This is a genomic window from Saccharopolyspora sp. NPDC045941 (genome assembly GCF_056431445.1).
Genome location: NZ_JBWKKU010000030.1, coordinates 94,864 through 107,023, shown reverse-complemented (window position 1 = coordinate 107,023; position 12,160 = coordinate 94,864). Strand labels below are relative to the sequence as shown.

Below are 12,160 nucleotides of genomic sequence, written 5' to 3'. Positions count from 1 at the left end.
CAGCGTGGAACGAGGACCCGAAACCCTTCGTGTGGACCAAGACCGCTGACGAGATCCTCGCCAGCCTCGCCCACTACTGCACCAGAATCAATAAAACTATTAACGACTCGGAACACTAGGAGGGACCATGCGAATAGTCCGCTACCGCCTCGGCGACCGGGTCGGCCGCGGCGCCGTCGTCGGCGATCTGGTGCACGAACTGCCCGACGGGCACGACACCCCGGGGCGAGCCGTGGGGGCGCTGTCGGAGGTCACGCTGCTCGCCCCGTGCGAGCCGCGCGTGATCGTCTGCGCGGGCAGCAACTACGCCGACCAGATCGCGGAGAAGGGCAGGCCCTGGCCGCAACAGCCATCGCTGTTCCTCAAGGCTCCCAACGCGATCACCGGTCCGGACGCGGAGGTGCTGCGGCCGCCCGAGGTGCGGCGGCTGGAGTACGAGGGCGAGCTGGCCGTCGTCATCGGCCGCACCGCGCGCAACGTGCGGGCCGATCGCTTCGCCGACGTCGTGCTGGGCTACACCTGCGCGAACGACGTCACCGCGGACGACTAGCGGGCCGACGGCCAGTGGACGCGGGCGAAGAGCGCGGACGCGTTCTGCCCGCTGGGCCCCTGGATCGAGACCGAGGTGGCCGATCCGTCGGCCCTGCGGATCACCACGAGGCTGGCCGGGGAGGTCGTCCAGCGGGGATCGGTCGCGGACATGGTGTTCGGGATCGGGGAACTGCTGGCCTTCGTCACCCGCTGGATCACCCTCGAACCCGGCGACGTGCTGCTCACCGGCAGTCCGGCCGGGGTGGGGCCGATGGTGCCCGGAGACGTCGTCGAGGTCGAGATCTCCGGGGTGGGCGCACTGCGCAACGCGGTGGCCGACCGGGTCTGACCCGGCCGTCCGGCCGTCAGATTCCGTCGCCGTACCAACACGAATCCACAACCCCTGCGAGTCAACGTCAGCCTCGAGGAGTGTCGATGTCCTTACAGATCATATCGATCATCGGCCTGGTTCTGATCTTCGCCTTCGCGACCGTGCGCTCGGTGAACATGGGAGCGGTCGCGTTCCTGGGCGCCTTCCTGCTCGGCACGTTCGTGTTCGACAAGTCCAGCGACGACCTCTTCGCCGGCTTCCCGGGCGACCTGTTCGTCACCCTGGTCGGCGTGACCCTGCTGTTCGCCATCGCCAAGGCGAACGGCACCGTCGACTGGCTCATCCACAGCGGAGTGCGGGCCGTGCGGGGTCGAATAGCCCTCATCCCGTGGGTGATGTTCCTGGTCACCAGCCTGTTGACGATGGTGGGCGCCGTGGTCCCCGGCGCGGTGGCGATGATGGCCCCCATCGGGATGAACTTCGCGACGCGCTACCGGATCAACCCGCTGCTCATGGGCCTGCTCATCATCAACGGCGCGAGCGCGGGCGGCTTCTCGCCGATCAGCATCTTCGGCAGCATCACCAACGGCGTCGTGGAACGCAGCGGCCTGCCGGGCGATCCCGTGCTGCTGTGGATCAGCCTGCTGCTGTTCAACACGCTGCTGAGCGTGGCAGTGTTCTTCATGTTCGGCGGGAGGCAACTGCTCGGCAGGCGGGTCAGCACCGATCCGACGCGGCAGGACGACGAGCCGGTGGGTGGCGGAGGCGCGGCGACCGCGACCCGGACGAGCACGGCCGTCGAGGCGATCACCTTGAACGTGCAGCGGGTCGTGACGCTCGTCGGGCTCGTCGCGCTGGCCGTCGGCGCGCTGGCGCTGGAGTTCGACGTGGGCCTGCTCGCGCTGAGCATCGCCACGATCATCATCCTGCTGTGGCCCCGTGTCACCAAGAAGTGCGTGTCCGAGGTCGCGTGGCCGACCGTGCTGCTGGTCTGCGGCGTGGTGACGTACGTGAGCCTGATGGAGAGCGTCGGCACCATCGAGTACCTCGGCAACGGCGTCGTCGGCATCGGGATCCCGCTGCTGGCCGCGTTCGTCATCTGCCTGATCGGCGGCGGGGTGTCCGCGTTCGCGTCGACCACCGGGATCCTCGGGGCGCTCATCCCGCTCGCGGTGCCGTTCCTGCAGACCGGTCAGGTCGGCGCGGTCGGCCTGATCATCGCCCTGGCGATCTCGTCGTCCGTGGTCGACTCGTCCCCGTTCTCGACCAGCGGTGCGCTCGTCATCGCCAGCACCCCGGAGGAGGCGCGGGACACCACGTTCAAGCGGCTGATGGCGTGGGGCATGAGCATGATCGTGGTCGCGCCCGTGTTGTCGGTCGCGATCTTCGTGCTGCCCGGCTGGCTCTGACGGAACCCGGGGTTCGGCGGCCCGTGCCGCCGAACCCCGGGCCGCACGTCACTCCAGCAGGCGTTCCTGGGCGATCTTGACGTAGCCGTCGTGGCCCGTGTCGATCCCGTGGATGCCGAGCGAGACGCTGAACAAGAACGACGACAGCTGCTCGACGTGCTCCCGGAAGTGCTCGCGCGGCCGTCCGCCCGCGTCGACGTAGGCGGCCAGCAGCCGGTCGAGGCCGGCTTCGCCGAACGCCCGGCGCGGAGCGATGAAGTCGAGCGCCGGATCGTCGACCGCGGCGTCGGTCCAGTCCAGGATTCCGGTCAGCATTCCGGAATCGTCCACGAGCAGGTGCCCCGGGTGCAGGTCGGCGTGCACCAGGCGGAGCCCGGCGGACTCGCCGATCCAGTACCGGTCGTCGTCGATCCACTCCCGCCACCGGCGAGCCCGCCACGCCGGAACGTCCAATTCGGACTCCGCGCGGCGGAGGTGGTCGTCGGCCTCGTCGCGCGACGCCGTGCGCTCCGACACCGGAACACCGAGCTCGGCGATCTCCGCCACCGGCGCGCGGTGGAGTTCCGCGATCACCGCGCCGAGGACCCAGAAGAGCTCCTCGGGCGCGTCCATCCGCCACTGGTACGCCAACGTCACCGGATCTTCCGGCCCCAACGGCGAACCGGGCAGCCGCCGGTAGGCGACGAGCTCGGAGGTGCACACCTCCCACTGCGGCAACGCGACGTCCAGCCGCGGGCGCAGGAACTCCAGCAGCCGCCGCTCCCCCGCGATCAGCTCGCTGACCTCGGGACGCCGCGGCACGCGGAGCACCCATCGCGCGCCGTCGGCGGCCACGGCGTGCCCGACCTGGAAATCCCAGCCCGTCTCATCGATTTCGAGCACGCGAACCTGCAGCCCGTGCTTGCGGGCAAGATCGACGAACACGCCACGAACCGTAGCGTCCGGAGGCCGCTCGACGCGATTCAGTTTCAAGCGCCGCGGATCATGGCGAGCACCGCCTCGCGCAGCGGGCCGTCGGTGGCGAGCCGCTCCACGGCGTCGAAGTGGTGGCCGTCGGCCTGGTCCACCACCTCGCACGGCACCCCGTGCGCCGACCACGCCCGCACGAGCTCCTCCTGCTGGCGCGCGAACTCCGAAGACTCGGCGCCCCCGAAGGTCAGGATCAGCGGGGATGCGTGGGCGGGCTGCTGCCGGACCGGGCTGTTTCGCCGCGCGATCTCGCGCGTCATGCCCAGCTTCTCGTTGAGATAACAGGCCTGGATCGGTTCGAGGTCGTAGAGGCCGCTGATCGCGCACGCCCCGGTCACCAGGTCGGCGGGCAGGCCGAAGTCCTCCCAGGGCGTGGCCACGGCCGTGGCCGCGAGGTGGCCGCCGGCGGAGTGCCCGGCGACGAAGATCCGGCCCGGATCGGCCCCGAACTGCGGGGCACGCCTGGCGATCTCGGCGATCCCGGCGCGCACGTCGGCGACGATCTCGTCCATGCCCGCCTCGGGAGCGAGCCGGTAGTCCAGCGAGGCGAAGCAAATGCCGCGGGCCGTGTACGGCGCGGCGAGGAAGCCGAACATCTCCTTGTCCAGCGACTGCCAGTACCCGCCGTGCACGAACCCCAGCAGCGGGTCCGCCCCGGTCGGCGCCGCCGGCGGGTAGACGTCGAACGCCTGCTTCGGATGGTCGCCGTAGCCGACCGACCGCACGTCCGCCGCGGAGCGCAGCTGCTCGCTCTCCGCGGTCCACCGGGCGAAGATCTCCTCGTGGTCCGGGATGCCGGCGCGCACGTTGTACTCGGCGTCCAGCCACTGCCGGCTCCGCTCGATCCCATCGACGATCATCGGTCAACGTCCTCCGCGTAGTCCCTGCACAACAGTCCGGCCCGAGCGCTCCTGCCTCCGACGCCTCGCAGGCACTCGATCACGCCCGTCGACCGGCCGGACCATAGAGCCTGTTTCCAAACTCGGCCTGCGTTGCGGTGCGGGTGGCGGAACCTCAGACGCCCCCTCGGTCCGGGATCCCCGACTCATGTATGCCAATACACAGCGCTGGGGCTGTCCTCCCGAGGAGACGCCCGAGAACCCGCGGCGGTGCCGGTTGCGAGGGTGGGCCAAGCGGCTGCGCCGCTTCAAAGACAAAACCCCGCGATACCACACCTCACACCACGACATCCAAAACAGCCTCTACAGTCTCCGGCGGACTACCACTGGCTGTCTCGCGCGAACCGGCCACGCATCGTCGAAGGGCTGCCAATGTTCGGCAAGAGCGAGGACCGCGAGGACTACCAGCGCACCGCCCGGCCGCTCGCCGCGATGGCCCGCGACCTGCCGGACGGCCACGCCATCCCGGAGCACTCGCACCGCCGGGCCCAGCTGATCTACGGGACGTCCGGAGCGATCACCGTCACCACCCCGGAGGGCACCTGGGTGGCACCGCCGCAGCGGGCGGTCTGGATACCCGCCGGGGTCCGGCACGCGATGCGCACCTCCGGCGCGGTCCCGATGCGCACCGTCTACGTCGAACCCGGTGCACGCCCGCACCTGCCGACGTCGTGCACCGTGGTGGCGGTCACGCCATTGCTGCGCGAACTGCTGCTCGCGGCGACCAAGATCCCGATCGACTACGACCCGCGCGGCCGCGACGGGCTGGTCATGGAGCTGCTGCTGGACGAATTCGCGCCGCTGACAGTCGTACCCCTGCAACTGCCCCTCCCCCCGCCACCCCGCCCTGCTGCAGGTGTGCCGGCGCCTCATCGACGAGCCGGAGCTCGCGTGGACCACCGCCGACGCGGCGCAGCACGCGCACATGAGCGAGCGGACGCTGGCCCGCCGATTCGTCGCCGAGGTCGGCTGCACGTTCGGCCGCTGGCGCCAGCAGGCGCGGCTGCTGGCGGCCGTCGAGATGCTCGCCAAGGGCGAGTCGGTCACGCGGGTTTCGGCGCAGCTGTCCTACGAGAGCCCAAGCGCGTTCAGCGCGATGTTCCGCCGTTGCCTCGGCAAGCCCCCATCCCAGTACTTCAGCAGCCTTCCAACGGAATGACCGCGCACCCAAATGCTCCACTGTGGACCAGGATTGCGCAGGCACTCCCGCTCCCCGGCCGGTCGGGCACACCCGGAAAAGGGACCCGCGATCGGACCTACGATGATCTCGTTCGCCCGCGGCGTGGCTTGCCACCCGCGGGGACGAGGGGCGATGTGAAGGACTGGGGACCATGCGGGTGACAGTGCTCGGGCCGGTCGGGGCCTGCGCGGAGGACGGGGCGCCGATCCGCGTCCCGGGCGCCGGGCCGCGCATGCTGCTGGCGAGGCTCGCGCTGACCGCGGGCGAGAGCGTGCCGACCGGTTCGCTCATCGACGACCTTTGGTACGACGATCCGCCGGCGGACGCGGTCAACGCATTGCACGCAGTGGTGTACCGGCTGCGAAAGGCGTTCGGGGACGCCGGGACGCTGGAGTCGACGCGGACGGGCTACCGGCTCGCGGTGCCCGCGGAGAACGTCGACGCGCACCGGTTCGAGGAGATGACCGCGCGGGGCAGGCGGGAACTAGCAGCGGACGTGCCGCGCGAAGCGGCCTCATCGCTAGGCGCCGCGCTCGCTCTGTGGCAGGGCACCGCCTTCTCCGACGTGCTCGACGCCCCGTTCGCCACCAGGGCCGGCGCGCGCCTGGAGGAACTCCGGATCGGAGCCGTCGAAGACCGTTTCGATGCGGAGCTGCGACTCGGTCACCACGCCGAGATCCTCGCCGACCTGGAGACGCTCTCCACGGAGCACCCGCTCCGGGAACGGCTGGCCGCGCTGCGCATGCGCGCGCTGCACGCGGCCGGCCGCCAGGTCGATGCCCTGGCCGTGCACGAGGAACTCCGCAGCACGCTCGCCGACGAGCTCGGCGTCGATCCTTCGGCCGAGGTGCGGGAGGCGCACCTGGCCGTGCTGCGCGGCGGAACGGACCGCACGGCGGCACGGCCCGAATCGGCACCGGGCCGCCTGCCCGCGCCGCTGACCACGTTCGTCGGCCGGGACGACGAGTTGGAACTGCTCGCCGAGTTGATGGAGACCTCCCGGCTGGTCACGGTCCTCGGCCCCGGCGGCGTGGGCAAGACCCGGCTGGCGGTGGAGGCGGCGTCCCGGCACCGGGCCCACCGGCGAGGCCGGTTGTGGCTACCGGCTCCCCGAGCCGGTCCTCATTGCGGCGCCCCCGGCACGGCCTGCGCGATCTGCCCGAGATCGCCTGTCACCGGCTCCCAGAGCCGGTCCTCATTGCGGCACGTGGGTAGCCGTGGTGCCACACAGCGGGACACAGCTGTCACCGGCTCCCCGAGCCGGTCTTCATTGCGCTCCCCGCCGCATGCCGTGCCGATCTGACGTGTCAGCCGTCGCCCTGTCGGGTGCGGTCGAGAGCACAGTGGGTATTGATGCACTGTGCAACCGAGGGTGCAATACTGCACTATGAGATGAATCGTGCAACTAACCTTCGCGAGCGGCGCATGGCCGCGACCGCTGCTCAGGTGACCTCCGTCGCTCTCCGGCTGACCGCCGAACGCGGGCTGTCCGGGTTCACCGTCGAGGAAGTCTGCGAGCAGGTCGACATCTCCCGCCGCACCTTCTTCAACTACTTCGCTTCCAAGGACGACGCTGTCCTGGGAATCACCGCACGCAAGGACGACGACGCGCTCACGGACCAGTTCCTGGCGCACGGCACCTCCGCGAGCCCCGGACTCTCGCCGACCCTGCTCGACGAGCTCGCCGAGCTGGCGGTGCAGCGCTGGGAACGCGCGGACATCACGGCCGAGAGCATCCGCGACGTCCTCGCCGTGTTCGAGCGCGAGCCCCGGCTGCTCACCCGGTTCGTCGAGAAGATGCAGCTCGACGAGCAGTCCGACGTGGAACTCGTCGAGCAGCGCGAGGGCCTCGCTCCCGGTGATCTCCGCGCCGCCGCCGCAGTGCAGGTCATCCGCGCCCTGGTCTCGGCCGCCGTGCGGGAATTCCTCACCCTGACGAACTCCGACTCCTTCGCGGAGATCCTCGCCCGCCGGCTGGCCGCCGTCCGCGAGCTCTTCGCGCCGAACCTCGAACGGAAGTCATGACCACCACCGCGCCCGCCCCGTTACTGCTGACGCAGCGGCGGATCTGGATCATCTTCAGCGCGCTCATCGCGGGCATGCTGCTGTCCAGCCTCGACCAGACGATCGTCTCGACCGCCATGCCGACCATCGTCGGCGATCTCGGCGGCGTCGAGCACCAGGTGTGGATCACCACCGCCTACCTGCTCGCGACCACGATCGTCATGCCGATCTACGGAAAGTTCGGCGACGTCCTCGGCCGGCGCCGGCTGTTCCTCATCGCGATCGCGCTGTTCACGCTCGCCTCGGTCGGCTGCGCGTTCGCCACGGACTTCTGGTCGTTCGTGGTGTTCCGGGCCATGCAGGGCCTCGGCGGCGGCGGGCTCATGATCCTGTCGCAGGCGATCATCGCCGACATCGTGCCCGCCAACGAGCGCGGCAAGTACCTCGGCCCGCTCGGCGGCATCTTCGGCCTGTCGGCCGTCGGCGGTCCCCTGCTCGGCGGGTTCTTCGTCGACCACCTCAGCTGGCAGTGGGCGTTCTACATCAACATCCCGGTCGGCATCGCCGCCTTCGTCATCGCGCTCGTCGCGCTGACCCTGCCGAACAAGAAGGCGACCCAGCCGATCGACGTCCTCGGCGTCGTGTTCCTCTCCATCGCCACTACGTGCCTCATCTTCTTCACCGACTTCGGCGGCGACAAGGCGCACGGCTGGACCGCGATCGAGACGTGGGCCTGGGGCCTCGGTCTGCTCGCCGCGACGGTCGCGTTCGTCATCACCGAGGCGCGCGCCGCGGACCCGATCATCCCGCTGAGCCTGTTCCGCAACCCGATCTTCGTGAACGCCACCGCGATCGGCCTCGCGCTGGGCCTCGGCATGTTCGCCGCCATCGGCTTCGTGCCGACGTTCCTGCAGATGTCGTCGGGCACCTCGGCGGCCGCCTCCGGGCTGCTGCTCCTGCCGATGATGGTGGGTCTCCTCGGCACCTCGATCGCCTCGGGCTCCGCGATCACCAAGACCGGCCGCTACCGGATCTTCCCGATCGTCGGCACGATCATCACCGCCGTCGCCATGGTCCTGATGACGACGCTCACCGCCGAAACCCCGGTCTGGCTGATCTGCGTCTACCTGTTCATCTTCGGCGCCGGCCTCGGCCTGATCATGCAGGTGGTCGTGCTGGTGGTGCAGAACGCGGTGCCACCCGCCATGATCGGCACCGCGACGAGCACCAACAACTACTTCCGCGAGGTCGGTGCCGCGCTCGGCACCGCGGTGTTCGGCACGATCTTCACCACCCGCCTCACCGAGAACCTCACCGGGGTCTTCACCGCCTCCGGCGCCTCGGCGGCGGACGCCTCGACCGCGACCGCGACGCTCGATCCCAAGACGCTGAGCCAGCTCCCCGAGCAGCTCCGCGACGGCGTGGTCACGGCCTACGCCGACGCCCTCGCGCCCGTGTTCTGGTACCTGCTGCCGTTCATCGGCATCGCCTTCCTGCTCGCCCTGGTCCTCAAGCAGATCCCGCTCTCGGACGTCGCCGGGCTCGTCGCCCGCGGTGAGGCGATCGGCGGCGAGGAGGCGGAGCGACTGGAAGCCGAGCAGCGCACGCAGAAGGCGCCGGAGGCCGACCAGGCGAGCGCACGCCGGGAAGGATCCGAAGATCCGGTTCCGTGACCGCCACCTGCGAGTACTACCGGTAGGCCGGTAGTACTCGCAGGTCTCCGGGAATGCGAGGATCGAGCCATGCCTGAAGGACGCGACACCGCCACCGCACCCGCCGAGTGGGACGGTGAGGACTACCAGCAGCGCTTCGACGCCTTGGCGGCGTCCGGGGCGGATGTCCACGGCGAAGCGGGCTTCGTCCGCTCCTTCTCCCCCGCGAGCGTTCTCGACGCCGGTTGCGGGACGGGCCGCGTGGCGATCGAACTGGCCCGGCACGACATCGAGGTCGTCGGGGCCGACGTCGACGGTTCGATGCTGACCACCGCCCGCCGCCTGGCCCCGGGCATCTCCTGGGTCCAGGCCGACCTGGCCGGGCTCGACCTCGGGCGGACCTTCGACGTGGTCGTCATGGCCGGCAACGTCCCGCTGTTCACCCCGCCCGGCACGCAGGCGGCGCTCGTGGCGGGCGTGGCCCGCCACGTGCGGCCCGCGGGCGTGCTCATCGCCGGTTTCAGCCTCGACCGCGGCTACCGGATCGCGGACTACGACGCGCACGCGGCGGCGGCCGGGCTCACGCTGACCGATCGATTCGCCACCTGGGATCAGGCCCCCTTCACCGACGGCGACTACGCGGTTTCGGTCCACACCCGCTGAAGTCCACAAGAGACGGTCGGGCATTCCGCTGCCTATTCAGGATTCGCAATTTGCCCGTCGGGACAGTCCTCCCCAGATGCGGCGCTGCCTGCCATGAGGCGTGGCTACGTTGAGCCTCTCGTGAGGTGCCGCCGGGCTGTGTGTTCCGGCGCCGTGGTTGTGAGGAGACTTCTGTGCAGTCGGCTTCGGGCAACGCTTCGGTGTTCGTCTTTCGCATGTGGCGGCGCGATCTTGCGGCCGTGGAGTGGGAACCAGGCCCCCGGCTGCTGGTGCACATCGCCGAAGACGGGAGCGCGGTGCCGGAGCAGCTGTCCTGGGTCACGCGGGACGGCGCGGAGTCCTCACTCGCCTTCGCGCCGGACATGAGCGGTTGCTTCGGCCACCGCCGAGCGGACAGCGCCCACCTGATCCAGGTTCGCGGCGAGCTCGAAGGCCGGGAGGTCCTCGCGGACGCCGACGGTGTCCACGGGTTCGAGTTCACCACTGAAACCCTGTCCAAGGGGTGGCACCCGGCGGGGCGACTGCGGTTCCTCATCGACGACGGCGAGGAGTCGCCCCTGCAGTGGGTGGCGTGGCGCGACCGATCGGGCGACGCGTACTCGGTCGGGCTGTGGAAGCCCGGTTGGTCTGGCGAGTCCGAGGAATTCACGGTCGCCGGCTCGACCTTCAAGAAAACCGGCGCCGAATTCATCGGCTACCGCCAACCGGCGGGCCAAGCCCCGGTCGCCTACCGGGGCACGCTCGTGGAACCCCCGGAAGAGCCGCTGTTCGAGGAGGCGCGCGAACCGGTGGCGCCGGCGGAGGTTCCGGCCGGCACGCCGCAGCTGCCGCTCGGGTCGGTACCCCTGGTGCGCACCGATTTCTCCGACGACGAGGCGTGGGCCGCGGCGAGCAGCCAGGTGACCGCACCGCGCCAGGTGTTCGGCGACGACGTCTTCATCGCGAACGTGGAACCCGTCGACGACATCAGGTTCGACGGCCTGACGGCCGCACAACTCGTCCAGCTGCTGCCGCCGGACGCCGACTGGGCGTTGCTGGTCGTCGCCGACAAGGCGACCATGGAATCCCCCGAACGCCACGTGCTGGTCGTCGATCTCGACGAGGAAAACCTCGGCCAGACCTTCCGCGCCACTCCACCGGCGATCCAGGAGATCGAGAACAACCTGTCGATAGCGAACATGGACTGGGAGGACTTCGCCGACAACGTGGACGAGAACGGCATCGTGCAGCCAATGCTCTAGAGCCTTTTCCAGACTCAGTCTGCGCCCGAAAATAGGATGATCTGCGGCCGCCCCGCCACCACAATGGACGCATGCTGGTCGACCATTTCCCGCTGGTCGGGCTCAGGCTGACAACGCCGCGGCTCGAACTGCGCCTGCCCTCGCCCGATGAACTCAGTGAGCTGGCCGAACTGGCCGCCAGCGGCGTCCATGATCCAGACGTCATGCCCTTCACTGTGCCGTGGACCGACCACCCGCCCGAACAGGTCGCACTGAACGTGATCCAGCACTACTGGCGGCAGCTCGGCAGCTGGACCCCGCAGAATTGGTCGCTCAACCTCACCGTATTTCGCGGCGGAGTCGTCGTCGGACAGCAGAGCATCGATGCCCGTGACCTGGGCATTACCCGGGAGGTGCACACGGGCTCGTGGCTTGGGCAGCGCTACCACGGGCAGGGAATCGGCACCGAGATGCGCGCCGCAGTACTCCACCTCGCCTTCGCCGGCCTTGATGTGGAAGAGGCCGTCTCCGCCGCATTTGAGCACAACGTGGCCTCCCAGGCCGTTTCTCGAAAGCTCGGCTACCAACCCGACGGCCTCCAACGCCGCGCTGTCCGTGGGGCCGCGTCGGTTGAGCATCGACTGCGGCTTACTCGCGCGGCTTGGGAGCGGCATCGCGCCGTACCGGTCGGCATCAAGGGACTTTCCCCGTGCTTGCCGCTGCTCGGCATTAACCTTCCGTGACCGCCGGTGGCCAGATGATTCCCCGCTAACTGGCTGCCTGCGGGGAATTGCAACTGGCCACCAACATGCAGGGAGGCTAGTCGCGCTCGGCTCCATCCGGCCAGATGACGGTGACCGGGAGATCATGCTCACGAGCGGCATCCACAACATCAGCCGTGCCCCCGTAGCCACGAGCAGGCTTGCCGTCCCACACTGCAACGAGGCGATCTGCCAGCTCGATCATCTTGACGCTGGCCATCATGTGGGACTCGGAGGTCGAATCGGGGAAGTCGAGCCGGATGATCTCCGAGGCCCGGCTGAACAGTTCGTCGTAGTCGGCGTGGTGCTCTTCCGGAAGTTTCTCGCGGTAGTTGGCCGCCGGAACGATGACGATCAGCGACCCGCCTTGATCGAGGACCGCTCGTGCGAAGAGCGTATCCGCGCCGTCCGCGATGCAGCTCAGCCCGATCAGGGAGCCGCCATACTTCCCCAACTCGACACGGAGCGCATGCTGCACCAGTTCTGTGGTCTGCTGCGGCAGCCCTCGGTGTCCCGTCACAGCAAGTCGCGTCACAGTCGC

Annotated in this window: 11 protein-coding genes and 2 pseudogenes; 10 read left to right on the top strand and 3 right to left on the bottom strand. The window is 69.5% G+C overall.

The annotated features are described in order from the left end of the window. Window positions 1-127: 127 nt before the first annotated feature. Both AC07FN_RS24190 and AC07FN_RS24185 read left to right on the top strand, forming a co-directional pair. Window positions 128-880, top strand: a pseudogene (locus AC07FN_RS24190) (fumarylacetoacetate hydrolase family protein). Between the two features lie 86 nt (window positions 881-966). After that, entirely contained in the window at window positions 967-2,271 is a 1,305-nt protein-coding gene (locus tag AC07FN_RS24185) for an SLC13 family permease (protein ID WP_478397665.1), read from the top strand. Between the two features lie 48 nt (window positions 2,272-2,319). On the opposite strand, the gene AC07FN_RS24180 is transcribed toward AC07FN_RS24185, so the two are convergent. After that, on the bottom strand, window positions 2,320-3,195 hold the full coding sequence (locus AC07FN_RS24180; RefSeq protein WP_478397664.1) for a macrolide 2'-phosphotransferase: 876 nt from the start codon (window positions 3,193-3,195) through the stop codon (window positions 2,320-2,322). A 44-nt stretch (window positions 3,196-3,239) separates the two neighbouring features. Beyond that, window positions 3,240-4,100: an alpha/beta hydrolase gene (locus AC07FN_RS24175; RefSeq protein WP_478397663.1), complete on the bottom strand. Its 861-nt coding sequence runs from the start codon at window positions 4,098-4,100 to the stop codon at window positions 3,240-3,242. Window positions 4,101-4,511: 411 nt separating this feature from the next. Here AC07FN_RS24175 and AC07FN_RS24170 point away from each other — a divergent pair. The 8 genes and pseudogenes from AC07FN_RS24170 to AC07FN_RS24135 form a co-directional block, all read left to right on the top strand. Then, window positions 4,512-4,766: pseudogene (locus AC07FN_RS24170) on the top strand (AraC family ligand binding domain-containing protein); the annotation flags it as partial. 229 nt (window positions 4,767-4,995) lie between these two features. Then, a complete protein-coding gene (locus AC07FN_RS24165; protein WP_478397662.1) occupies window positions 4,996-5,298 on the top strand; it encodes a helix-turn-helix transcriptional regulator in 303 nt (100 codons plus the stop codon). A 172-nt stretch (window positions 5,299-5,470) separates the two neighbouring features. Then, window positions 5,471-6,622: an AfsR/SARP family transcriptional regulator gene (locus AC07FN_RS24160; RefSeq protein ID WP_478397661.1), complete on the top strand. Its 1,152-nt coding sequence runs from the start codon at window positions 5,471-5,473 to the stop codon at window positions 6,620-6,622. 143 nt (window positions 6,623-6,765) lie between these two features. Beyond that, a complete protein-coding gene (locus AC07FN_RS24155) occupies window positions 6,766-7,344 on the top strand; it encodes a TetR/AcrR family transcriptional regulator (protein WP_478397660.1) in 579 nt (192 codons plus the stop codon). Then, window positions 7,341-8,996, top strand: a complete 1,656-nt coding sequence (locus AC07FN_RS24150; protein ID WP_478397659.1) for an MDR family MFS transporter — start codon at window positions 7,341-7,343, stop codon at window positions 8,994-8,996. Before AC07FN_RS24155 ends, AC07FN_RS24150 begins: the two co-directional genes overlap by 4 nt. A gap of 69 nt (window positions 8,997-9,065) precedes the next feature. Further along, window positions 9,066-9,638 (top strand): class I SAM-dependent methyltransferase, encoded by a 573-nt coding sequence (locus AC07FN_RS24145; RefSeq protein WP_478397658.1) that lies wholly within the window; start codon window positions 9,066-9,068, stop codon window positions 9,636-9,638. A 173-nt stretch (window positions 9,639-9,811) separates the two neighbouring features. Further along, on the top strand, window positions 9,812-10,879 hold the full coding sequence (locus tag AC07FN_RS24140; RefSeq protein WP_478397657.1) for a DUF6924 domain-containing protein: 1,068 nt from the start codon (window positions 9,812-9,814) through the stop codon (window positions 10,877-10,879). Between the two features lie 71 nt (window positions 10,880-10,950). Beyond that, window positions 10,951-11,601 (top strand): GNAT family N-acetyltransferase, encoded by a 651-nt coding sequence (locus tag AC07FN_RS24135; RefSeq protein WP_478397656.1) that lies wholly within the window; start codon window positions 10,951-10,953, stop codon window positions 11,599-11,601. A 76-nt stretch (window positions 11,602-11,677) separates the two neighbouring features. Here AC07FN_RS24135 and AC07FN_RS24130 read toward each other — a convergent pair whose 3' ends face one another. Further along, the gene (locus AC07FN_RS24130) at window positions 11,678-12,154 is read right to left on the bottom strand and encodes a hypothetical protein (protein WP_478397655.1); all 477 of its coding nucleotides are present in this window, start codon (window positions 12,152-12,154) and stop codon (window positions 11,678-11,680) included. Between the last annotated feature and the right edge of the window lie 6 nt (window positions 12,155-12,160).

What these genes read in the sequence shown, in the direction of transcription:
- AC07FN_RS24160 (WP_478397661.1), top strand. Translation starts at nt 5,471, where the DNA reads ATGCGGGTGACAGTGCTCGGGCCGGTCGGGGCCTGCGCGGAGGACGGG.
- AC07FN_RS24135 (WP_478397656.1), top strand. Translation starts at nt 10,951, where the DNA reads ATGCTGGTCGACCATTTCCCGCTGGTCGGGCTCAGGCTGACAACGCCG.
- AC07FN_RS24175 (WP_478397663.1), bottom strand. Translation starts at nt 4,100, where the DNA reads ATGATCGTCGATGGGATCGAGCGGAGCCGGCAGTGGCTGGACGCCGAG.
- AC07FN_RS24145 (WP_478397658.1), top strand. Translation starts at nt 9,066, where the DNA reads ATGCCTGAAGGACGCGACACCGCCACCGCACCCGCCGAGTGGGACGGT.
- AC07FN_RS24150 (WP_478397659.1), top strand. Translation starts at nt 7,341, where the DNA reads ATGACCACCACCGCGCCCGCCCCGTTACTGCTGACGCAGCGGCGGATC.
- AC07FN_RS24185 (WP_478397665.1), top strand. Translation starts at nt 967, where the DNA reads ATGTCCTTACAGATCATATCGATCATCGGCCTGGTTCTGATCTTCGCC.